Here is a 23,382-nt window from a genome sequence, read left to right as displayed (position 1 = left end):
ACCTATTCTCGATTCTTATCTCCACAATATTTCAATGAACTTCTAAAAAAGTACCTAAATCTTACGACTTCCGGCCCTTCGTTTCCCCTAGGTGTTTCCCTAAGCGGCTGCAAATATACAACTGTTTTTTAACCTGACAACTTTTTAAGAAAAATAAATATTTCTTTTTTTAATCCGGTAAATCAACATCTATATGAACTTGCTCCCGACCCACGATTCCAATAACATCTTCCTCGTTTGCGGGGTGCAAATGTACACCCTATTTCTAAATACACAAACCCTTTACATAAAAAAAATACAATACTTTTTACAACATATCATACAACCCTGATTTTACGGAAGTTAACAAAGTGTGACTCGCGATTAAACAACAATTATATTTAACTATCAATAAATCAGCAGATTACGTGATTTTAAATAGCACTGAATATAGCAAAATACACATTACCAGTAACTTACTATTTGGACTAGGAAAAGAAATTCCAGACTAAACCAAACCGAATTACAAAATCACGATAAGGATAATCTGGCGCAGCATAGTAATTATATCCAGAGAAAGCGGAGTTAAAATGTTCTGCCTTTAAATAAATACGTGTTTGCTTGATTCGTGCATTTATGAAAAAATCAAGCAAAGGGTATCCTCCAAACTCCTCTTTGTTCTGAATATAAAACTCTCCCAGAATAGGATTGTAGGCATTCATATTATAACTAGTAAAATATTTGAAAGTAACTCCTGTCTGTAAGTACATGGCTTTCTTAAAAACATCTGAAGAAAAGTATAATGTATTTCTTGTAACAATTTGAGGTAGATTCATTACTTGCTCATCTTGTGTCACATTTTGGTACATTACTGTATTGTTCAAAGCAAACATTCCGACCTTGAATTCCTTTTCATACTTGACTTTCAAATAGGAGATACCATTATTCTCTTGTAAGGGCTTAATGTATGCATTCTCTAAACCATCTTCAATTACATTCTCAGACACAGGAGCGAAATAAGTATAGTTATCTATATTACTGTATTTAAGCATCAGGTTACCCCAGGTACTAGAATTAAACTCAGCTTTAAGGCTACTTATTCTTTCCTTTTCAAACGCCTTACTATTATCCCAGTTATAATTTAAATATTCGCTTTGATATAATAGATAATTAAAATTAGGCAACCTAGAAGAAGAATGAAGAGTGAATTTTAATTTGTTATCCTTATTAATGTCATATGAAGCCGATGCATTCAAAAGGTTCCCTGTCAAATTTCCAGAAATATTATATTTCAAATTAGCATTGAAATCAAAGCATCCTATCCTTTTTTCATACTTACCCCCTATTCCGAACTCAGTACCTTTTAATCTATTTGGAATAACAGTACCATCTTCCTTGATAAATAGACTATTGAAATAGTAATCATAATTGTAGACATTGACACCTCCTGTAAGTTTACCTAGCGTTCTATTATAAAACTCGGCGTTTACTTCGTTGTAGAAAGTTTTTAAATATGCCTTATCATTAATGTCAGTAAGAATAACATCCCCAAAAAGGGTGTCATTTTTCGATTGAATTAACTGATAATACTTGGTTTCATAATCAAATACATGACCAATAGACAGCGATGTCTTTTCAAACCGAGTTGAATCTAACTGTGTTCTTACTAATTTATATACATGGTCTAAATAATAACGTTTACCTAAAATCTTATTGTCCGTATCATCTAAGAGAACATCTACCCTAGGTCTATTAATAAAATCTTTATCCCCAGATTCGAATTGTGCTACCTTTTCTGCCAAACCCCCATTTTCTTGGGATAAAATATTCTGTGCAGCAATATGTGCTCTTAAAGAATATCTTCCGTTTCTTGACAAATAGTTGGTCGTTGTAATAAAATTACCGGATTGTATTTGACTATTATTATACTTACCTAAGGAACGATGGCCAATATAACCTACAGAGAAATTAAGTCTTCTAGATGTATTGAACGTTAAATTCGCATCTAACAATTGGCCCTGTTCCAATGTGGTTTTAAAGAATAGCTCAGTCATTGGAGTGGCGACATTGTAATAATTTATCTGCTCTTTTTCCAGATATTTTCTATCCTTTGCCGTTGCCCCCAAACTTGGATATATATTTATTCTCTCTAAATCAACACCAAGAGTATTATACGCTTGACCAATATTAGAAAAAGACATCAGTTCAAAATCATCTTCACGTAGGTAATTATACTTGTATTCTTTTTGAATGGTAAGGGTAGTATCTAGAAAGGTAGTATCTCTCTCGAAAGTGATTATTTTATAATCTTTTATAGTTATGCCTACCGTATCTGCCTTCAATTTATCTATTGGCTTTAGTGGTATTGCCTTTTTTGAAAGCGAAAGTGAATCGGTCTTTTTATCTCTTCTTTCTATTTTTTCTTGACCATTAATAATCGAAGATGTGAAAAACACTAAAACTAGAACTATATATTTCATGCAGCTTTGTTACCCTTGCAAAGTTAATTTTTTTGTTGCTAAGTAAATGTGAAAGTTTTCGCCATAAAAAAACCCCTTTTAAATAAGGGGCTTTTTTGCATACAAATAAGTTTATTTTATTCAAAAGGAACAACTTGATCAGAGCTTTTATTAGCAACCAAAATATCATTTAAGTTAATTACCGTTGTCACAACACCAGATTGGACATTATAACTAAAAACATCTAAATCTGAAATAACCGCTGAAATAAACGAAGGAATTACAGGAGTAGTACCTGCATCCCCTTGGTTAATATTACTATTAAGTAATATTTCGTTTTCATCTATTACGATTTTAACACCCATATCCACCATACGAAGACCTTCAGCAATAAAAACTTCTTGTCTTGTTTTGTATAATAAAGATAGACCAGCATCATCATCCATCATAGCGTCAATAGCATCTGAGGTTAATGAAGTACCAGAAACAGAAGGAATGCTAACCATACCAGCCTGACGGTCTAGAACTAAACCTGCCACACCATTAACAACTACATCTGCGTTGTCTGGTCTTGATCCTTCGTCTACTTGAGAACGTTGTTCTATTGAATCATCAATATCCCTTACTTCACGTGTTTCGATTACATCTAACAACGAATTTAAATTTGATTTTGCTGTGCCAGCATCATTATCAGCCAACGCCGCTTCCGCCAAAATTAGATAAGCCTCTTCAGCTTTTAAATAATGTACAGGTGCGTCTTCGTTAGGATCTAAAAACGAATACTTAGGATCTAAAAAATCTAAACTTGGCAATGGCTGTAAATCATCAAAAGTTCCTCTTTGAAACAAAGCACTTTCAAATGTATTAGACGGGCCATTTGACTCATCGAACAAAGCAAATCTGTCAAAATCAGAACTTAGACCTAAAGCAGAAGTTGCTGCACTAACGGCTTCAGCTTTATTACCTAAGTAATAATTTGCTCTTGCTACAGCCAAATAATACTCAGGCTTTGCATTGATATCAATTGCAGCACTAAAGGATGCGATAGCGTTTAAATAATGCTGCTCAGCTGCAACAGGAACCCCTACAGGTTCTGCAGGCAAAGCAGAAAAATACATTGCTGAATATAAATATGCCAATCCTTCAAAGAAATTGAATTCTGCTTCTATTTCAGCAGTATAATTAGGATCACCTGGGCCAACTTGATCAATACCAAATTTAGCAAGTTCACGCAATCTTTGAATGGCTCTTTGTGTATCCCTCATATCAGGGTCTGTAATCTGAATCTCTAATCCATCCATAAACTGGTTGAAAAATGTCTGAGTATTCACATAGTTATCAGATCCTAGTTCAGAAAGAACCAATGTTTCATTAAAAACAAAGGCTAATTGTCTTTCTAATCCAATAAGCCAGATTCCTGCAGAGTTGGGCTGACCCACAACAGATGCCTCAGAAAGGTTTGGATTCTGCACCTCTTTAAAGTCGGTTACATCCCCAAAATCACCAGTACAACCAAATGTAACTATGGCAATAGAAAATATTATTAATTTTTTCATATTTACAATTTTTTATTAAAATTCAAATCTTAATGACGCTATGTAAGTTCTTGGTGCAGATTCTGTACCATAAGCAAAACCTCCACTTGCAAAACCATTTTGTACTGCGATACCAGAACCAGTTGTTTCTGGATCAAAATTACCAGCTGTCCAGTTAAAAGGATTTGTTACAGTTACCCCTAAACGAATATTGCTAAATAATGGCTTAGCTATATCTCCAAAGTTGTATGATGCTCCAATATTTCTAATTTTTAAGAAATCATTATCGAATACAAAGAAGTTCACATAGTTAAAAGGCGAAGTAGTACCTATTAATTCCTCAGGAATTCCCGTATCATCCGTTCCTCTTAAATGTCTCAATAAGAAACTTAAATCGGTAATTTTTCCACCAAACTGATAATCTGCAGTTGCAAAGAAGTTAAAATCACCATACGTATAATTAAGACCCATAGAACCAAAATTAGGAGCATACGTGTCACCCAAAGCAGTATTAGCCTCGAACTCGTAAGTACCATCATCTTGTAAAATTGCAGCAGTACCACGTAAATAACCCAAACTTTGTCCTTCTTCTACAACAGAACCAAGAACGTTAAAACCACCAACTACGAAAGCCGGAGCTCCACCAGAATCAGTAACTATGTTTTCGTTAGTGTTATAAGAAAGATTTACACTTAAATTATGCTTCTCTGATTGAAGTATTGTAGCATTTAAAGCTAATTCATATCCACTATTCTCTACCTCACCAATATTTTGGATTTGATTAGCTTGTCCAGATGATGGTGGATCTTGAGGAGTAAATAAAGCATCTGTTGTGATACCCATATATCTAGTTCCGCTTAAATATAAACGGTTACTGAAGAATCCAAGCTCCAAACCAAATTCCGTTGTAGCAACTCGCTCTGAAACTAAATCTGGATTACCTTGATTAGCAAATGTAAAAGACGGTCCTCCTAAGAATGGATTCTGTGCAAATGTTCTATCCTGATCGAAAGGCTGTGCAAAGTTTGTAGCCTCACCGTAATTAGCTCTTAACTTAATAGTTGAAACTACATCACTAATACCTGAATTGATATAAAAATCATGATCACTTAAGTTATACGTAAGACCAATTTTAGGAAGTAATAAAGGAGACGTATTTGCTCCTGAAATAGTGTTTTTATCTAATCTACCCCCAAATTCTAAAAAGGCTACGTCGTAAATACCAACATTCTCTATGAAGTAAAGACCATAGTTAGCATTTTCTAAAACAAAATCTGAAAATGTTTGTTCAGAAAAATTATTCAAAGATCTTGTACCATCTACGCCACCTGAACCATTTAATCTATTCTGCCTATCCGTAGATCTAAAAAACTGACCTCCTAAAATACTTACGAACGAAAAATTATCAGAATAAGCTTTATGAGTAAGGTTAACATCAGTTGTAACTGTAAAAGCTGATCTTAAAACTCTAGTAAGACTACCTTGATCAGTTGTACCCGGTGCAAGACTACCTAGCTCTACCAAAAGCGCATTGCTTTGTAATTCTTCTTGAACCGTGTTTCTATTGTCAACACCTAAAGTGGCATTTACTTGGAAATTTTCGTCAATATCGTAGATGAATTTGTTGGATGCTGTAATACGGTTCGTAGTACTGACAATGTCTACCAACTTCCCTATTCGTTGATATCTTGCAGTTTCTTCTTGGAACTCGGCATCTGTGAATTCATCTGTTGCACCACGCGCAGACCCCTCTAAATTAGAAAACCTTGAAAAACTAGTGTTTGCGTTATAGTCTAAGTTCGAATTAAAGTTTACAAAAGAAAGAGAACCTTGGTATCTTAACTTATCAGTAACCTTAGCCGTAAGACCAAAAGTAAATGTTCTTCTAATTTGCTCATTAATATCATTGTAACTGTCATCTTTATAAAGACTACCACCAAAATTATACGTGAATTTTTCTGAACCACCACTTAAACCTACTCTAAACTGCTGAGACCAACCTGGTTGAAAAATAACATCTCCAGTTCTGTCATATCTTAAGAAGTCTTTTGTAGCCTTAATAGCCCCTACATTGCTTTCGAAAAATGCAGAACTTTTACCATCCTTACCTTTTTTGGTAATAATCTGGATTATACCATTTGCAGCATCCGCACCATATAACGTTGTTGCCGCACCACCTTTAATATATTCTATTCTTTCAATAGACTCAACTGGTATATCTGCCAATGCAGAAACGTTGGCTCCACCTGTTGCAATACCTAATTGCGGGTTAGAGTTCAAGTTATCTACACGAACACCATCAATAATAACAACCGGAGTTCCAGATGATGCTGCGGATATAGGCCCACGTGTTCTAATGATAGCTGCAGTACCTGGCTGACCAGAACTAAGTCTTATCTGAGCACTAGGCGTCGTAGACTGTAATAATTGATCTATTTGATTTGCAGGAAGTTTATCAATATCCTCTGCATCCAATACATCAACAGTTGTAGATAATTTTCTACGAGCAATACCAGAACCCTGTCCAGTTACAATAACTTCTTCCAAAGCCTCTGCATCTTCTTGTAATTGAACATCCATTTTAGCAGATGACCCAACTGTCATACTTACTGTTTTCTGACCTAGGTATGAATACCTTAGGGTCTGACCTTGATTTACATTAATGGTATAATTACCATCAAAATCTGTTTGTGTACCATTGGTTGTACCAACTACAATTACTGATACTCCTGGCAGGGGAAACCCTCCTTGATCGGTTACAACACCGGTCACTTTTTTTTCCTGTGCATAGGAAAATGTCATGAAGAGCACCAATATTGGTGTCAACATCCACGTTAACTTCTGTTTCATGAATTCTTTTTTTTGAATTAGCTTGCTTCAAAATTCTTAAAAATTGTTAAGCCTTACAAGGCTCTTTAACAATTCAAAAAGCCAATTGTTAAAAAATAATTGTTTATTATTATTTTAATAACATTAAACAAATAATGTTTTTATATTGATAATTTTTTAACTTAAAAAAATCTTAAAAAATTAAAATTTTTAACAACTCGAATATCAATGCTTCATAAATTCTATAAAAACCACAAGGAAACAGGGACTGATGAGGCCGGACGGGGATGTTTAGCCGGCCCAGTAACAGCTGCCGCTATCATACTCCCGAAATCGTTCAAAAACCTAATTTTAACAGACTCTAAGCTCTTATCAGAAAGAAAAAGAGAACTTTTAGAACCACTTTTAAAGAAGGAAAGTATCTGTTATGGCATTGCTCATATTCAACCCGAAATAATTGATGATATTAACATATTAAACGCTTCAATCTTAGCCATGCACAATGCCATAGATTTATTGTCAAAAATACCCTCTTATATTATAGTTGATGGCAATAGATTTAAACCTTTTAAGGATATACCTTATATGTGTATTATAAAAGGAGACTCTAAATATACTAGCATAGCAGCGGCATCTGTTTTAGCTAAAACTGCTAGAGATGCCTATATGCTAAAATTACATGACGAATACCCAATGTACAATTGGAAAAAGAATAAAGGATATCCAACAAAAGAGCATCGAGCGGCGATTAAAAAATATGGTACTACAAAATATCATAGAATGAGCTTTAAGCTTTTAGCCGACAACCAATCTTAGTATTACAAATAGTATAACTTTACACAAACTTTAACCCATGAGGCATACATTATTATATGCATTGATTATTTTATCATGCATAACCTGCACTTCTAAAGTAAACACAGAAAATTCTATTTTAGATTTAGTGCCGAATAATGCCACTTTAGTTTTTAAGATAAATGATTTTGAATCTTTAAAAGACGAACTATCAACCAACGAGGTCTTACAAAATCTTAAAACCTTAGAACCTTTTAAAAAAATTGCGAACCAACTACAACCATTAGACTACTTAGCTGACCAAAAAAAAGGACTAATTGCTATATCACCTTTAGACAGTACCAACATAGCATACACCTACATATCTATTGACAGTCTATCATTTAAGAACTGGGAAGGTCTTACCGATAAAAGTATTGAAACTCATTCTTATAATAATTTGAATATTACTAAGTATCAAATCAGTGAATCTCTTTTTTTTAGCTCATATATTGAAAGTTATTGGGTAACGTGCTCATCTGAAAAATTATTACAACAGCTTATTGACGAAATTGATTCGCCGAAAATCAATTCTTCTTTGAAAAGGTTTTACGCTATTTCCAATAAAGAAAAAGTGATGAATATTTGGTTTGATATGGAGCAAGGCGAACGTTTAATAAACCAAATTCTTACTCCCGACCAAAGCATATCTAATTTTGCAAGTTGGTTGTCACTTGACCTTACCTTAAACGACACAGAAATCTTATTAAATGGTATTACCGAAACAAACTTGGAAACAAACCATTTTCTAAATCTTTTCAATAATACAAAGCCAATACAAAACAAAACAGCAACATTAATACCTAGTGAGGCTCTTTACTATAAATCTTTTGGATTTGATGATTTTAAAAAGTTCTCAAAGAATAAAACTTCTGCCAATTATAAAACTTCAATTTTAGATTCACTTTTAAACACTGTTGAAGAAATTGGCTTAACTAAAGTTGGGAATGAGAAAATTTTACTTCTACGAACATATGGTACTGCTACGCTATTAGATTATATTAATGATGAGAAAGTATCTACGGAAGAATATAGCGGAAATGAGATTTGGGAACTGAAATCAAATAATAAGATTTTTAAACCTCTAGAACCTATTATTGGTGAGGCTTCATTTACATATTCAAGTATTATTGAAAACACCTTTCTCTTTTCAACATCCAAAAGTGGGCTTGAATCTTTACTATCGAAATATAAATCTGGTGACACTTTCGATAAAACTAGCCTTTATAAAACTGCTGAAAACAAGCTCACCTCAGCTTCAAGTATCATAACAATATCCAACTTAAAAGGCACTATTGATATTCTTGAAGAAACAGTCTCTAAATCTTTGAGCAAGACTTTTGACAAAAGCAAACTCAACGACTATGTTTTTGGCTCACAATTTATAGTTGATGACGGATTTTACCATTCGAATTTTTTGATTAAAAAAATCACAGAAGAAGATGAACAGAATACAGTAACATCTGCCTTCAATGTTCAATTTAATACAGACCTTGCTACATTACCTCAATTTGTAACCAACCACAATAATCGTAAAAAGGAAATCATTGTACAAGACCAAGAAAACAATCTTTATCTAATATCAAACAGTGGAAAGATTTTGTGGAAAAAGCAATTGTCTGGTACTATTCAAGGCAAAGTACAGCAAGTAGATCTTTATAAAAATGGAAAACTACAATTTGCTTTCACCACTAATAATGAGTTTTTAATTTTAGATAGAAATGGAAATGAAGTAAAGCCTTTTACTATGAAATTCTCTGGAGGAAACTTAAACCCGCTTGCTGTTTTTGACTACGAGAATAAAAAGAATTACCGTTTTGTGGTAACACAAAACGAGAAGGTCTTTATGTACAATAGTAAAGGGGATATTGTAAAAGGCTTCAAATATGATAGCGCAGAGGGAAATATTTTGGACGCTCCTCAACATTTTAGAATTGGCAAAAAAGACTACCTCATTTTTAAATTGGATAATGGTCAATTAAAAATTACCGATAGGGTAGGTAAAACGAGAGTAACTTTAAAGGATAAATTTTCGTTTTCAGATAATGACATAAAATTGTATCAAAGCAAATTCACTTTTACTTCTTTAGATGGTGATTTAATTCAAGTTGATACAAAAGGGGGTATTTCTTCTACCAAACTAAATTTAGCCAAAGACCATGGAATGGATGCTACAACCAGAACCTTGGCCGTAATGAACGATAATATTTTACAAATACGTAACAAGAAAATTCAATTAGAGTTAGGAGTATATTCAAAACCTACTATTTTCTACCTTAATGATAAGATATACATTTCTGTAACCGATATTCAAAATCAGAAAATTTACCTTTTTGATAGTCAGGCTGAATCAATACCAAATTTCCCGATTTTCGGAAATTCAGTTATAGACATGGCTGATATCAACAATAATAAAAAAGCAGAGTTAGTTTTTAAGGACCAAGAAAACACGATCCAAGTTTTTAAGATACGATAACACATTAAATTGAAGATTTTATGGTCGGTTCGCTACCGATTATACATTAATTGTAAATAACTAATTTAGTTTTTATATTTTTAAGTAGTTATTAATTAGAACCTTAACTACTATTGAAAATGAAAACTAAGTCACTTCTCGTACTATTTTTTTTAATTGGCATTATCTCACTTACCGCCCAAGACAATTGTAGCAAATTCTATCCTATGACAGAAGGTGTTTCGATGGAATATACAAATTATAACAAGAAGGGTAAAGTTGAAGGTATAAGCTCATACAAGGTTACCGAAACAAATACAGTGGGTAACACTACCAACGCAACAATGGCCATCAATCTTAAAGACGAAAAAGGGAAAGAAATTTATAGCACCGACTATAAATTATCTTGTACTGGAAACATGGTTACATTGGATTACGAATCTTTATTACCGAGCGATATGATGAATCAATATGGTGATATGGATATCGAAATTAGCGGTAATGATATTGAAATACCGAATGATTTAAGGGTTGGTCAAAATCTAAATGACGCTAATGTGACCATGAAAATTGGCATGAGCGGTATTAATATGAATATCGCAGTAGATATGTTAAACAGAAAAGTTGAGAAAAAAGAAAGCGTTACTACACCTGCAGGAACTTATGATTGTTACGTTGTATACAGCGAAAATCAATCTAAGATGATGATGGCAAATCAAGTCTACCCTTCAAGGGTTTGGCTAGCAGAAGGTGTAGGTATGGTAAAACAAGAAACTTATAAGAAAAATGGAGATTTAATGAGCAGTACTTTGCTCACTGCTTATAGTAATTAATACCCAAAACATATTCTAAACAAAAAACCAAGGCTTAGGCCTCGGTTTTTTGTTTTATCAATTCAGCTTCAAAAAGCGATGAAAAATGACGAAGAAGTCTTTCTTTCACTTCATTCATATCAACTTCTTTCTTACCTAATTCCACGTTCAAAGAAGTTACTGCCTTGCCCTTAATCCCACAAGGAATCATCATGTCAAAATATCCTAAATCAGCATTTACATTTAAAGCAAAACCGTGCATTGTAACCCATCTACTTGCACGAACACCCAGGGCACAAATTTTTCTGGCAAATGGTGTGCCTACATCTAGCCAAACCCCTGTTTCTCCTTTAGAACGTTCAGCTTTTAGTCCATAATCGGCTAAGGTTAGAATAACCATTTCCTCTAAAAAACGCAAGTATTTATGAATGTCGGTAAAAAAATTATCCAAATCTAGAATAGGATACCCTACTATTTGCCCTGGGCCGTGATATGTTATGTCTCCTCCTCTATTTATCTTATAAAATGAAGCACCCTTTTCCTCTAAGGCCTTTTCATCTACCAATAAATTAGAAATATCACCACTTTTGCCAAGTGTATACACGTGAGGGTGTTCTACAAAAATTAAATAATTAGGAGTATCTACACTTTCTTCTTCTCGTCTATTCTTAATTTTAAGGTCAATAATTTCCTTGAAAAGTTTCTCTTGAAAATCCCAAGTTTCCTTATAGTCTTTTAACCCTAAATCTTGAAGTTGAACCCTTTTATTCATAATACAAAGATACAAAAAGCGGTTGCCTATTTTTCAAGTTCTACTTCTATCAATAAAGATTCTGGGTCTTTCATCATATCCAAGAAATTAACCTTATGTATCATCGTCTTACCATCTATCGAAAAAGTTGCTTCTTTAATGTTGGTTGACTTAACACGCTTTGGAAAATGATATTTGAAGGTGTAGATAGAACTTGACAGAAACATCTCGGCGCTAGCAAGACTATCTATACTTTTTTTAAACATTTTTTGGTTTAGAATAACCGTCTCACGTTTGAATTTATTCTTCTTAAAACTATAATTAACTTCTGTAGCCTCGTTAGCTGCATTTTCGGGCATTGATTGACCACCAGCAATTGGGCCAACTGAACTGGCATTCTGAAATGCATTAAACGCATCATTTACTTCTGATACATCTTTAAAATCAGTATACATGTCAAAGTTCATTATACCGCTTTCTGGTTCCACTTTCATATGAAGACTAAACGGCTCTAACCGTTTTAACTTGGCTTGCTCTTCAGCAGACAACTGAGAAATACTATCTTTCTTATCTCGCAACAAATCTTTAAAAACCAGTGTAGAGTCTATCGCCTTGTCTAACTGTGTAGAATCTGTCGAAGGTAGCATCTGCATCATTTCACCTCCGTCAAAACTGATACTCATTTTACCAGTACCATCTTCATTAAAGTAAATTTCTTCTGTGAAATTACAAGCAACAAAAAGTGTTGCTATAAAAATCGTAGTAAATACTTTAAAAAATCTCATGGAATATGGCTCTAATTAGGATTGTTCAAAATTACCAATGCGGCTATGACACCAGGTACCCAGCCACAAAAAGTCAAAAGTAGAACAATTAGAAAAGATCCGCAACCTTTACCTAAAACTGCCAAGGGTGGAAAAAAAATAGCGAGCAAAACTCTTATTAAACTCATTTGATAATTATTTTGATTGATTGATGTACCTAATAAGTCGCAAATTAAACTGCTTTGTTACAAAATCAATTATTTTAGAGGTTCATTACCTATTCTATGTCAAGAAAGTTGATTTTTATTTTGCTTGTTCTACTAAGCGCCAAGGGTTTTTCTCAGTATAGTTTTAAAGGTCAAATTGCAGATAAAGCAACTAACAACACCATATATCTTTCCATTATTGAAGATTATAGGAAGTTAGGTCGAATATCTATGGAGCAGATTCTAAAGAAAACCACCATCGATTCTTTAGGTAATTTTAATTTCGAAGGTAATAACCTGATTGATGAAAATCGCATCTATCAAATTCATTTAGATGATTGCCCCGAGACTGCTTCGAATTCAGAGCACTTTTTCGGTAGTTGTGAAAACAGCAAAAGTATTTTATTCATTGCCAATAATAATGACACCATTACTTTCCCTACATCATTTGCTAATGAAGCACTTTGCGAAATCATATCTACCAACAAGCAGTCTGCCGTATTGCTTGAAATCGATATATTGAAAGAACAGATGGCTTTTGATTTTAATGATTTTAGAAGTGATGCCAATAGAAAACTAAACTCTAAAAAATGGTTTTCTACTTTTCAAAATTTTGGGGAAAGTATAGATGAACCCTTGGCCGAACTTTACATCTTCAGCTTTTTATCTGATAAAAGAAATGAAACTCATAGCTACTATCAGAAAGACATTACCAAAACCGATTATTACATAGGCTTAGGTGAGCGGTTGACATCAAAATACCCGAACGCACCATTTACCGAATTGTATACATCAGAAATTGCTATAGACCAGCAGTTGGCAAATAATAAAACCCCAGAGCGTAGTCTTTGGAAATGGTTATTGTCTTCTTTATTAGTATTGTCAATTTTCCTAAATATTTTCTTGGTTCTTAGACAAAAGAGACTTGCGAAAAATATGCAAAATGATTCCTTAGAGAAGCTAACAGAACAGGAACAAAAAGTCGTGCAAGAAATTCTTAAAAATAAAACGAACAAAGAAATTGCTTCTGATATGTTTATTAGTGTAAGTACCGTAAAAACTCACATTAATAATCTTTATAAAAAACTAAATGTTAATTCGAGGGAAGAAATAAAACAACGTTTTCAGTAGATTTCGAATATCCATCTAGGGACTAGTCCTTATTTCCACCCCCTAAAATCAAGATTCAACTAACAATTTCTAGAATTTTCAGGTCTAATCTTAAAACTGAAAATCATGAAGTTATTATTTCTATGCACCCTTTTTCTTTTTGTATCTACCATTATTTCATCCCAAAAAATCAATCAAGAAATTAGTGTAGAAAACCAGCAGCCCTTCTTGGTGGGTGAAATCAATGTTGAAGGACTCTCATTTAACTCTTACAAAAATTGGTTTCTCCCCAACTTAGCATCCTACACTGCAAACACTACTAATTTAGAGCAGTTCAAAGATAAACTAGCAGAACACCAAATTCTCATCTTCATGGGTACGTGGTGCGGCGACAGCAAACGAGAAGTTCCACGATTTATTAAAATTTTAGAATCTGTCGATTTCCCTATGAAAAACCTTAAAATTGTTGCACTTGACAAGCGTAAAGAAAAGTACAAAAAAAGCCCGCAAGGAGAAGAATGGGGTTTAAACATTCGTAGAGTCCCTACATTTATCTTTTACAAAAACGGAAGAGAAATAAATAGAATAATTGAAACCCCTGTAACCACATTAGAAGAAGATATTCTAAAAATCATTTTACAAAACCAATACACTCCAAACTATTCAACTTCACTACATTTCGACTAATACAGACAAAGAAATCATATAGTTTTAGGTCTTGCGTATGTTAACAGCATAAGGTAATTTTGCGTCTTAATTTTTTTATATGCAATTATCAGAGCAAGAGCTTATCAGAAGAGAAAAATTGGAGAAATTAAGAGCATTGGGTATTAATCCTTATCCAGCAGCTTTATATCCTTTAAATGCCACATCGGCAAGTATAAAATCCAATTATGAGGAAGGTAAGCAAGTAATTGTTGCGGGTAGACTTATGTCGCGTCGTATTCAAGGTAAAGCATCTTTTGCCGAACTTCAAGATAGTTCGGGTCGTATACAAGTATATTTCAACAGAGATGAAATTTGTACCGGTGAAGATAAAACTCTTTACAACGAAGTCTACAAAAAATTGCTTGATATTGGAGATATCATCGGTATTGAAGGAGACCTTTTTACCACTCAGGTGGGTGAAAAAACTATTATGGTAAAGAAATTTACTATGCTAAGTAAATCGCTAAGACCTTTACCATTACCTAAAAAGGATGCGGAAGGTAACTTATATGATGAATTCAATGATCCCGAGTTGCGTTATCGTCAACGTTATGTTGATTTGGTGGTTAACCCGAAGGTGAAGGAAACGTTCATTAAAAGAACAAAAATCACTAACAGTATTCGTGAATTTTATAATGACAAGGGCTATTTAGAAGTTGAAACTCCGATTTTACAACCAATTCCTGGTGGTGCAACTGCTCGTCCATTTTTAACACATCATAATGCGCTCAATATTCCATTATATTTAAGAATTGCCAATGAGCTTTATTTAAAAAGATTGATTGTAGGTGGTTTTGATGGTGTTTATGAGTTTTCTAAAGATTTTCGTAACGAAGGTATGGACCGTACCCACAACCCAGAGTTTACCGTAATGGAGCTTTATGTGGCGTATAAGGATTATAACTGGATGATGGACACCACGGAAAAATTATTGGAAAAAATAGCCATGGATGCTAATGGAACCACACTGGTTACCGTAGGTAAACATGAAATTGAATTTAAGGCGCCATATGCACGAGTTCCTATTTTAGAAGCCATTAAAATTCACACAGGATTTGATGTTGCAGGTATGCCAGAAGATGAACTTCGTGAAACCGCTAAAAAATTAGGTATTGAAGTAGATGAAACTATGGGTATTGGTAAACTTATAGATGAAATTTTCGGTGAAAAATGTGAACATTTTTATGTACAACCGACATTTATAACCGACTATCCAAAAGAGATGAGTCCGTTAACAAAAGAACATCGCGACAACCCTGCTTTAACCGAGCGTTTCGAACTTATGGTTAATGGAAAAGAATTGGCAAATGCCTATTCTGAGCTTAATGACCCTATAGACCAAAGAGAACGTTTTGAAGAACAACTAAAACTTTCAGAAAAAGGGGATGATGAAGCAATGTTCATCGACCAAGACTTTCTTCGTGCACTTGAATATGGTATGCCACCTACCTCTGGTATTGGTATAGGTATTGACCGTTTGGTAATGCTAATGACCAACAATGCATCTATCCAGGAAGTTTTGTTCTTCCCACAAATGAGACCAGAGAAGCAGCCTCTTCAATTATCTGATAATGAAAAAGTAATTTTCGAAATCTTAAAGGCTGAAAAGAAAATGGAACTTGATGTTCTTAAAACTAAGGCAGATTTAAGTAATAAGGCTTGGGACAAAGGCATCAAAGGCATTACAAAACATCAATTGGCCAAAATATTTAAGGAAGGTGACGTTCTTTTTGTTGAAATATTAAGCTAGATTTTAAAAGGATAATTAAAAAATAGTAGCTTAGAAGCTGGCAAAACCAACCAGCATGAATTTAAGTAGCAAAATAGGCCTGTTCGCAGGCCCTATCATATTTTTTATACTTATTTTTTTACCCAATCCACTGATTTCCGAAAATGCAGACGCCGTTATAGCGGTTGCACTTTGGATGGTTATTTGGTGGGTTACCGAAGCGGTCTCCATTTCCGTAACCGCCCTCTTACCCTTGCTACTTTTCCCTATTTTAAAGATTATGCCCATTGGCGATGTTGGGGCAAATTACGGAAGTCCCATTGTTTTTCTATTCTTTGGTGGCTTTGTTATGGCATTGGCTTTAGAAAAGGTGAAGCTTCACAAACGAATTGCCTTAAATATTATTCGGCTTACAGGTACAACAGCCAATAAAGTGGTGCTAGGTTTTATGATCGCTACCGCTGTTTTAAGTATGTGGATCAGTAATACCGCAAGTACCGTAGTTATGCTGCCTATTGCCATGTCAGTCATTAATTTACTGATTGAAGATGAAGATGGATTTACAAAACGGGACCGTAATTTCGCATTAAGCGTTATGCTAGGTATCGCTTTTGCCGCAAATGCCGGTGGTATTGCAACAGTTATCGGCACACCACCAAACTCTGTATTAATTGGTCTGTTAGAGAATGAATATAACATTGAAATATCCTTTTTAAAATGGATGATTATTGGGCTACCTTTTTCACTCATCATGATTTCAATTTGCTATTTTGTGCTGGTGAAAGTATTTTTCCCTACTCAAAATTTAAAGTTCAAAGCATCTAAAACAATCATTCATGAGGAACTTGAAAAACTAGGACCTACCTCTGGGAAAGAAAAAATGGTGCTTGCCATATTTGGGGTTACTATATTTCTTTGGGTATTTAGAACGTTAATCAATTCCATCTTCCCGAGTTTAGGTTTGTCAGATACGCTCATTAGTATTTTTGCTGCTATAGCTCTATTTGCGTTACCCTATAATCTTAAAAAAGGAGATTTTATCTTACAATGGCAAGACACTCAAAAACTGGCTTGGGGAATATTAATTCTCTTTGGTGGCGGATTATCTCTTGCAAACGGCATGTCGGTCTCTGGTATTGTCGATCTAGTCGCTGATATTATTGCACAAAGTAATCTAAGTATTCTCTTGACTGCATCACTCCTGATTATTCTAATGCTTTTCATGACCGAATTAATGAGCAATGTAGCCTTAGTGGCCGTTCTTGCTCCTGTAGTTGCTGGTATCGCCATTGGCCTAGGTATACCCATCACCTATTTGCTAATACCTATCACTATTGCGAGTAGCTGTGCGTTTATGTTACCGATGGCGACACCACCTAATGCAATAGTCTTTGCTAGTGGCTATATTAAAGTGCATGAAATGGCACGTGCCGGTTTTATTTTAAATTTAATTGCAGTTTTTTTATTGATAGGATTGTTTCAATTTATACTTCCGCTTTTGTTCTAAAAACTCCTAAAAAAATAAAGCCCTTGCATTTTGCAAAGGCTTTATAATTGACTAATTCAGAATGTATAAAATGATTATTCCTATTTAATAGACGCCTCTCACCTTCTATTGTTACAAAATAGGCTTAAGAAATTATTAACTATGTGTTTCATATATTATTTCAATCTTTGAAAGAATACCAAACTAACTCTAAAATGAAAAGAAAATTACTTTTAAAACTATTGCTATTATTATGCATTTTTGGCTACCAAAATGCCGAAGCACAAATTTTCAAAAAAAAGAAAAAAGACACTGAAAAAGAGGCGAGTACTACATCAAAAGATAAGATTCTATCGTATGACAAGGTTATAACAAAAGAGGCTATTTCCGATGAAGGTCTATTTACCACCCATGTAGTCGAAGAAAATTATTTTTTTGAAATACCAGATTCTTTATTTAATAAAGAGATGTTAATGGTAAGTCGTATATCTAAAACAGCTTCAGGTATTGGTTTTGGTGGCGGTAAAATAAACACCCAAGTATTGCGATGGGAAAAGAAAGAAAAAAAAGTATTGCTAAGGGTTGTTTCACATGATGTAGTGGCGGCAGATTCATTACCCGTTCATGAAGCAGTGCTTAATTCTAATTTTGAGCCAGTTCTTTATGCATTCGACATAAAAGCTTTTAAGAAAGACTCATTAAACCCAAGCACCGTAATTGAAGTCAATGATATTTTTATAAAGGACACCAAACCATTTGGTATGCCAGAACGTTATCGTAAACGATATAAGGTTTCACGCTTAGACGAGGGTAGAGGATATATTGAATCTATAAAAAGTTACCCTTTAAATGTTGAAGTCCGCCATGTAAAAACCTACCTCGCTAGTGAAGCACCAAGTAATGAAAGTTTAGGTTCTATTTCTGTTGAAATTAACAACTCAATGGTATTATTACCGGAAGAACCTATGAAACGACGCTATTTTGATGAACGCGTTGGATGGTTTGCTAGAGGACAAGTAGATTACGGTTTAGATGCACAAGAAAGTAAAACGATTAAGTTTTTAGATAGATGGCGTTTAGAAGTTAAAGACGAAGATTTAGAAAAATATAAGAACGGTGAATTAGTAGAGCCTAAAAAACAGATTGTTTATTATGTGGATAGAGCTACACCAAAGAAATGGGTGCCGTTTATAAAGCAAGGTATAGAAGATTGGCAAACTGCTTTTGAAGCGGCTGGTTTTAAAAATGCTATCATCGCAAAAGAGCCACCAACTATAGAGGAAGACCCCGAATGGTCACCAGAAGATGTACGTTATTCTGTTGTTCGCTATTTGGCATCACCCATACCAAATGCAAACGGCCCACATGTTAGTGATCCCCGTAGTGGAGAAATACTAGAATCTGATATTAATTGGTACCATAATGTAATGACCTTATTGAGAAACTGGTATTTCGTTCAAACTGCCGCTATTAATCCCGCTGCTAGAGGTGTCTCTTTTGAAGATGACATTATGGGGCGATTAATTCGATTTGTATCGTCACATGAGGTGGGACATACTTTAGGACTACCCCATAACATGGGTAGCAGTGTTGCCTATCCGGTAGATTCTCTTCGTTCGAAGACCTTTACAGAAAAGTATGGGACAGCTCCATCAATTATGGATTATGCGCGTTTTAACTACATAGCACAACCAGGCGATGAAGGTGTGGCTTTAATGCCAGATATAGGTGTTTACGATAAATACGCAATTCAATGGGGATACAAGCCTATATTGAATACAACTGCTGAAGAAGAAAAATCAACTTTAGATAAGTGGATAATGTTGCATTCGGGAGACCCTCTATATCGTTTCGGTCATCAACAAGTAGGTGATATTGTTGACCCTAGTTCACAAACAGAAGATTTAGGTGATGACGCTATGAAAGCTGGTGAATATGGTATTGCCAACCTTAAAAGAATTGTTCCTAAATTAATTGAATGGACTACTGAGGATGGAAAAAATTATGATGACCTGAATAAACTTTACGGACAGGTATTTTCTCAGTTTAATAGGTATATGGGCCATGTTTCTAATAATATTGGAGGTGTTTATGAGAATCATAAAACTTACGACCAAGAAGGTGCTGTTTATACTGCTGTACCAAAAGCACATCAACAAAAAGCAATGGCATTCTTAAATGAGCAATTGTTCGAAACCCCAGTTTGGATGTTAGACCAGAATATTTTGGAACGTACCGAATACTCAGGATTTTTAGAACAAATGCGTTCAATGCAAGCACGTACATTAAACAATGTATTAAGTCTAGGAAAAATGGCCCGACTTATTGAATTTGAAACATCGTTTTCTAATGAGGCATATACCTTAATACAAATGATGAGCGAACTTCGAAAGGGTATTTGGTCTGAACTTAGAAATGGAGCTGCCATTGATACGTATAGAAGAAACCTACAGAAAGCCCATGTTGACCGTTTAGAATATTTATTAACGGCAGACAACCAATCTAAAGCATCTGATTTCGGTGGCTACAGAAAATCAACAGTTGTCAACACTAGTCAATCTGATATTAGAACCATTGCAAGAGCAGAACTTAACATATTAAATAGAGATATTAAAAATGCGAGAAACCGAACATCTGATATGATGACAAAATATCACTTAAACGATGTTTCTGAACGTATTAACATCATTTTAGACCCAAAATAGTATAGTCTAACTTAGGTCTCTTTTTTGACTCTATCGATGAAAAACCAATATCATCGATGAATGAAATCAGCTTACCACAATTTAAATATCTCTGACATCAAAAAAGGCCCATTTCACAACAATGGGCTTTTTCATGCGTTTATGTTCTATAGATTAGTAAAAAAATAAAACCCCCAAATCATGACCAATAAATTAAAAAGTCTTATCTATTTAGCTTGTTTCATATGTGCTTCAGTAGTATATCACCAAAATACTAATGCAGAAGTTCAAAAAGAAATAGTGAACAATACCTACGAGCAAGAGGTTGATATTGTAATCAATCCTTATAAAAATCTTGAAAATAAAAATCAAACTAATTAAAATATTTACAAAACTTACCTACTTAAAAGCGCGGCCTAAAAGCTGCGCTTTTTGATTTTCATCATATTACAGATGGAGTTAAATATTTACTAAAATAGATATCGGCCTTAAACCTATCTAAAAAATTCATATCCAAGTAATAAATACATAAAACAATAAATATGAAAAAATTAATAATGGCCATTTTAGTAATGGCAGCAATATCGGTATCGGCACAAGATCATAACATGAAAGGAAAAAGAGGCGACATGAAGAATTTAACTCCAGAACAGATGGCAACTCTACAAACCAAAAAAATGACCTTAGCCTTAGATTTAAATGAATCTCAACAATCAAAAATAAAATCTATACTTACAGAAGATGCAAAGACTCGAAAGTCAAAAATGGAAGCATATAAAGCAAGTAAGGATGAAGGTGAAAAAGTAATGTCTGCTGATGAAAAATATGCTAGGCAAAATGAAAGATTAGATCATCAAATTGCACGTAAGAAAGAAATGAAATCTATTCTTACCCCTGAGCAATTTCAGAAATATGAAAAAATGAGCCATAGAAAGAATATGCACGAACATAAAAAAAGAGAAGGCGGTAGAAAAGGCACTGAAAAAAAATAGATTAATTAATTAGTTAAAAAAAGACTTGCTTTCTGCAGGTCTTTTTTGCATTTAATCGCACCTTTCTTATTTTCCATTAATCGTCTATAGCTGTTAATTTCAATGAATTGATTCTTTCATTAATGACATTGTATACTTGACCAATATATTTTAGGTTGCATTCTCTAATAAGGACCTTAGTGGGTTCAAATTTTGAGTTAAGATTAAATTTCGCTAAGCAAAATGCAACTACCTTTCAACGTTATGAACAGGCCTCTTACCGAGTAAAAGATTTCACTACAATCAATTTAAATTATACCTATTACACCATAGACCAGTTTTTCTCAAACACCTTTCAATTGGGTATTCAATATAATTTAAAATAGATAGCAATAATTTCAAAAAACCAAAATAAGCCCTCTACAAGAGGCTTATTTTTTTGAGTTTTTATAATTATTAGAATGTTATCCTACATTTTTGATGTAAAAATCAAATTACCTCTGATCTAAAATCTTAATAATTATTATATTTAAAGGCAAAAAAGCCAATCCTTAAGATTATCTATCAAAACTATATTCTAGTATGATCGAAATGGAATAAAACTCATAAATGAAAAATCTAATACTCCTATTTCTAGCATCGTTATTACTACTCAGTTTTAAACAAGCACCAACAGAACATCAAAAAATACAAGTCGCCGAACCAAAAGGCATTGACAATATTGTTTACAAATGGGGACAAATAGCCCTGAAGGCTACAGCAAATGACACAGAAAAATTCAAACCAAGACCTACAATTACTTCTAGGTATCTTGCTCTTATTTTCGTTTCAGTATTTGATGCTTGGTCTAGATATGATTCAAAAGCAATACCTGTTTATTTAAATGGAGTTGAGCGACAAGAATTAAATGAGCAAAATTTAAAAAATAAGGAGATTGCCATAAGTTATGCAGCTTTCAGAACAATGAATGAATATTATTTTTCTGACAAAGAACTGTTTGCAAACTTTATGAAGCAATTAGGTTTAGACCCAACAAATGAAACTTTAGACCCAAACACTCCTGAAGGTATTGGAAATTTGGCGGCAAAGGCAACAATAGAAGCAAGAAAAGGTGATGGCTCTAATCATTATGGTGAAGAAGAAGGTTCAAACGGAGAGCCATATTTCAATTATGTAGGATACGAACCTATTAATTCTGCAGATTCTAACATCAACCCAAATCGCTGGCAACCAAAATATTTCTCAGATGGTAATGGTGGTCGTTTTGCTCCAAGTTGTTTAACTCCATATTGGGACAAGGTTATCCCTATTACACTAAAATCGGGAGACCAATTTCGCCCAGGACCACCGCCAATGATAGGTTCTAAACAATTAGAATTGGAGGTAAAAGAGGTTATAGAAATGCAAGCCAACCTTACCGATTATCAGAAAGCCTTAGTTGAATTTATGCGAGACGGACCACAGTCTGTTCAACAAGCAGGACATTGGTTAAAATTTGCCCAAGATGTTTCCCGTAGAGATAATCATACCCTAGATCAAGACGTGAAAATGTATTTCTATAATCAAATAGTTGCTATGGATTCTTTTATTGCTTCATGGGATTCAAAAATGTTCTACGATTATGCAAGACCCTATGCCTTGGTACACGAATATTACAGTAATCAAAAAATAAAAGCTTGGGGCGGCGAAGGAAAAGGAATGATGGAGATTGACGGAAGTGAATGGCGACCTTACTCTCCAGAAATATTTTTGTGCCCACCTTTTCCAAGTTATGTATCAGGGCATAGTACTATTAGTGGTGGCTGTGGAGAAGCATTAAAACTATGGACAGGAAGTGACGAATTTGGCTCAACAGCAGAATTGGTTGCCGGTGCCATGACAGAACCTGATAACCTGGGAGATACAATAACTTTAATATTCCCAACATTTACAGAGGCAGCAGAAATGGCCGGCACATCACGGGTATTAGGCGGCTACCATATTCAATCTGATAATATTGCTGGCTTAGAATTGGGTAGAAATGTAGCTAAGGAGGCTTGGAGTTTTTATAAAAAACACATTGGAGAATAG

The 23,382-nt window shown here is 34.2% G+C and carries 17 protein-coding genes; 11 read left to right on the top strand and 6 right to left on the bottom strand.

Annotation, left to right across the window (positions count from 1 at the left end):
* Positions 1–467 precede the first annotated feature (467 nt).
* From B5X55_RS17880 to B5X55_RS17870, 3 genes are all read right to left on the bottom strand, one after another.
* Complete coding sequence (locus tag B5X55_RS17880) at positions 468–2,459, bottom strand: putative porin (protein ID WP_079514459.1); 1,992 nt, start codon at positions 2,457–2,459, stop codon at positions 468–470.
* Positions 2,460–2,575: 116 nt separating this feature from the next.
* A complete protein-coding gene (locus B5X55_RS17875; RefSeq protein WP_079514457.1) occupies positions 2,576–3,994 on the bottom strand; it encodes a RagB/SusD family nutrient uptake outer membrane protein in 1,419 nt (472 codons plus the stop codon).
* Between the two features lie 15 nt (positions 3,995–4,009).
* The gene (locus B5X55_RS17870) at positions 4,010–6,823 is read right to left on the bottom strand and encodes a TonB-dependent receptor domain-containing protein (RefSeq protein WP_079514455.1); all 2,814 of its coding nucleotides are present in this window, start codon (positions 6,821–6,823) and stop codon (positions 4,010–4,012) included.
* Between the two features lie 207 nt (positions 6,824–7,030).
* Between B5X55_RS17870 and B5X55_RS17865 the strand changes: the two genes are divergently transcribed.
* The 3 genes from B5X55_RS17865 (at position 7,031) to B5X55_RS17855 (ending at position 10,924) form a co-directional block, all read left to right on the top strand.
* Positions 7,031–7,618, top strand: a complete 588-nt coding sequence (locus tag B5X55_RS17865) for a ribonuclease HII (protein WP_079514453.1) — start codon at positions 7,031–7,033, stop codon at positions 7,616–7,618.
* 37 nt (positions 7,619–7,655) lie between these two features.
* Positions 7,656–10,112 (top strand): hypothetical protein, encoded by a 2,457-nt coding sequence (locus B5X55_RS17860; RefSeq protein WP_079514451.1) that lies wholly within the window; start codon positions 7,656–7,658, stop codon positions 10,110–10,112.
* Positions 10,113–10,231: 119 nt separating this feature from the next.
* Positions 10,232–10,924: a TapB family protein gene (locus B5X55_RS17855; protein ID WP_079514449.1), complete on the top strand. Its 693-nt coding sequence runs from the start codon at positions 10,232–10,234 to the stop codon at positions 10,922–10,924.
* Between the two features lie 34 nt (positions 10,925–10,958).
* Here the strand turns inward: B5X55_RS17855 and lipB are convergent, their stop codons facing one another.
* Genes lipB through B5X55_RS17840 form a run of 3 tightly spaced genes read right to left on the bottom strand, consistent with a single transcriptional unit; the run spans position 10,959 to position 12,606 of the window.
* Positions 10,959–11,675, bottom strand: coding sequence for a lipoyl(octanoyl) transferase LipB (gene lipB / locus B5X55_RS17850; protein WP_079514447.1), 717 nt, complete (start codon positions 11,673–11,675; stop codon positions 10,959–10,961).
* Between the two features lie 26 nt (positions 11,676–11,701).
* Positions 11,702–12,439 (bottom strand): hypothetical protein, encoded by a 738-nt coding sequence (locus B5X55_RS17845; RefSeq protein ID WP_079514445.1) that lies wholly within the window; start codon positions 12,437–12,439, stop codon positions 11,702–11,704.
* Between the two features lie 11 nt (positions 12,440–12,450).
* Entirely contained in the window at positions 12,451–12,606 is a 156-nt protein-coding gene (locus B5X55_RS17840; RefSeq protein ID WP_074669928.1) for a YqaE/Pmp3 family membrane protein, read from the bottom strand.
* Between the two features lie 96 nt (positions 12,607–12,702).
* On the opposite strand from B5X55_RS17840, the gene B5X55_RS17835 reads away from it, so the two are divergent.
* The 8 genes from B5X55_RS17835 (at position 12,703) to B5X55_RS17795 (ending at position 23,382) form a co-directional block, all read left to right on the top strand.
* The gene (locus B5X55_RS17835; protein WP_079514443.1) at positions 12,703–13,755 is read left to right on the top strand and encodes a response regulator transcription factor; all 1,053 of its coding nucleotides are present in this window, start codon (positions 12,703–12,705) and stop codon (positions 13,753–13,755) included.
* A gap of 105 nt (positions 13,756–13,860) precedes the next feature.
* Positions 13,861–14,421 carry a TlpA family protein disulfide reductase gene (locus tag B5X55_RS17830; protein ID WP_079514441.1) on the top strand — a complete coding sequence of 187 codons (561 nt, stop codon included), beginning with the start codon at positions 13,861–13,863 and terminating at the stop codon, positions 14,419–14,421.
* Positions 14,422–14,500: 79 nt separating this feature from the next.
* Entirely contained in the window at positions 14,501–16,192 is a 1,692-nt protein-coding gene (gene lysS, locus B5X55_RS17825) for a lysine--tRNA ligase (protein ID WP_079514439.1), read from the top strand.
* A 55-nt stretch (positions 16,193–16,247) separates the two neighbouring features.
* On the top strand, positions 16,248–17,678 hold the full coding sequence (locus B5X55_RS17820; RefSeq protein ID WP_079514437.1) for an SLC13 family permease: 1,431 nt from the start codon (positions 16,248–16,250) through the stop codon (positions 17,676–17,678).
* 194 nt (positions 17,679–17,872) lie between these two features.
* Complete coding sequence (locus B5X55_RS17815) at positions 17,873–20,362, top strand: zinc-dependent metalloprotease (RefSeq protein WP_079514435.1); 2,490 nt, start codon at positions 17,873–17,875, stop codon at positions 20,360–20,362.
* 180 nt (positions 20,363–20,542) lie between these two features.
* Entirely contained in the window at positions 20,543–20,722 is a 180-nt protein-coding gene (locus B5X55_RS17810) for a hypothetical protein (protein WP_079514433.1), read from the top strand.
* A 161-nt stretch (positions 20,723–20,883) separates the two neighbouring features.
* Positions 20,884–21,333: a DUF4890 domain-containing protein gene (locus tag B5X55_RS17805; protein WP_079514431.1), complete on the top strand. Its 450-nt coding sequence runs from the start codon at positions 20,884–20,886 to the stop codon at positions 21,331–21,333.
* Between the two features lie 588 nt (positions 21,334–21,921).
* Positions 21,922–23,382 (top strand): vanadium-dependent haloperoxidase, encoded by a 1,461-nt coding sequence (locus tag B5X55_RS17795; protein WP_079514428.1) that lies wholly within the window; start codon positions 21,922–21,924, stop codon positions 23,380–23,382.

Origin of the sequence: Maribacter arcticus, from assembly GCF_900167935.1 — a bacterium.
Lineage (GTDB): Bacteria > Bacteroidota > Bacteroidia > Flavobacteriales > Flavobacteriaceae > Maribacter > Maribacter arcticus.
This window is presented reverse-complemented; position numbering and strand designations above follow the sequence as displayed.

Coding starts and splice junctions, on each gene's coding strand:
- B5X55_RS17880 (WP_079514459.1), bottom strand. CDS start 2,459: ATGAAATATATAGTTCTAGTTTTAGTGTTTTTCACATCTTCGATTATT.
- B5X55_RS17875 (WP_079514457.1), bottom strand. CDS start 3,994: ATGAAAAAATTAATAATATTTTCTATTGCCATAGTTACATTTGGTTGT.
- B5X55_RS17870 (WP_079514455.1), bottom strand. CDS start 6,823: ATGAAACAGAAGTTAACGTGGATGTTGACACCAATATTGGTGCTCTTC.
- B5X55_RS17865 (WP_079514453.1), top strand. CDS start 7,031: ATGCTTCATAAATTCTATAAAAACCACAAGGAAACAGGGACTGATGAG.
- B5X55_RS17860 (WP_079514451.1), top strand. CDS start 7,656: ATGAGGCATACATTATTATATGCATTGATTATTTTATCATGCATAACC.
- B5X55_RS17855 (WP_079514449.1), top strand. CDS start 10,232: ATGAAAACTAAGTCACTTCTCGTACTATTTTTTTTAATTGGCATTATC.
- lipB (WP_079514447.1), bottom strand. CDS start 11,675: ATGAATAAAAGGGTTCAACTTCAAGATTTAGGGTTAAAAGACTATAAG.
- B5X55_RS17845 (WP_079514445.1), bottom strand. CDS start 12,439: ATGAGATTTTTTAAAGTATTTACTACGATTTTTATAGCAACACTTTTT.
- B5X55_RS17840 (WP_074669928.1), bottom strand. CDS start 12,606: ATGAGTTTAATAAGAGTTTTGCTCGCTATTTTTTTTCCACCCTTGGCA.
- B5X55_RS17835 (WP_079514443.1), top strand. CDS start 12,703: ATGTCAAGAAAGTTGATTTTTATTTTGCTTGTTCTACTAAGCGCCAAG.
- B5X55_RS17830 (WP_079514441.1), top strand. CDS start 13,861: ATGAAGTTATTATTTCTATGCACCCTTTTTCTTTTTGTATCTACCATT.
- lysS (WP_079514439.1), top strand. CDS start 14,501: ATGCAATTATCAGAGCAAGAGCTTATCAGAAGAGAAAAATTGGAGAAA.
- B5X55_RS17820 (WP_079514437.1), top strand. CDS start 16,248: ATGAATTTAAGTAGCAAAATAGGCCTGTTCGCAGGCCCTATCATATTT.
- B5X55_RS17815 (WP_079514435.1), top strand. CDS start 17,873: ATGAAAAGAAAATTACTTTTAAAACTATTGCTATTATTATGCATTTTT.
- B5X55_RS17810 (WP_079514433.1), top strand. CDS start 20,543: ATGACCAATAAATTAAAAAGTCTTATCTATTTAGCTTGTTTCATATGT.
- B5X55_RS17805 (WP_079514431.1), top strand. CDS start 20,884: ATGAAAAAATTAATAATGGCCATTTTAGTAATGGCAGCAATATCGGTA.
- B5X55_RS17795 (WP_079514428.1), top strand. CDS start 21,922: ATGAAAAATCTAATACTCCTATTTCTAGCATCGTTATTACTACTCAGT.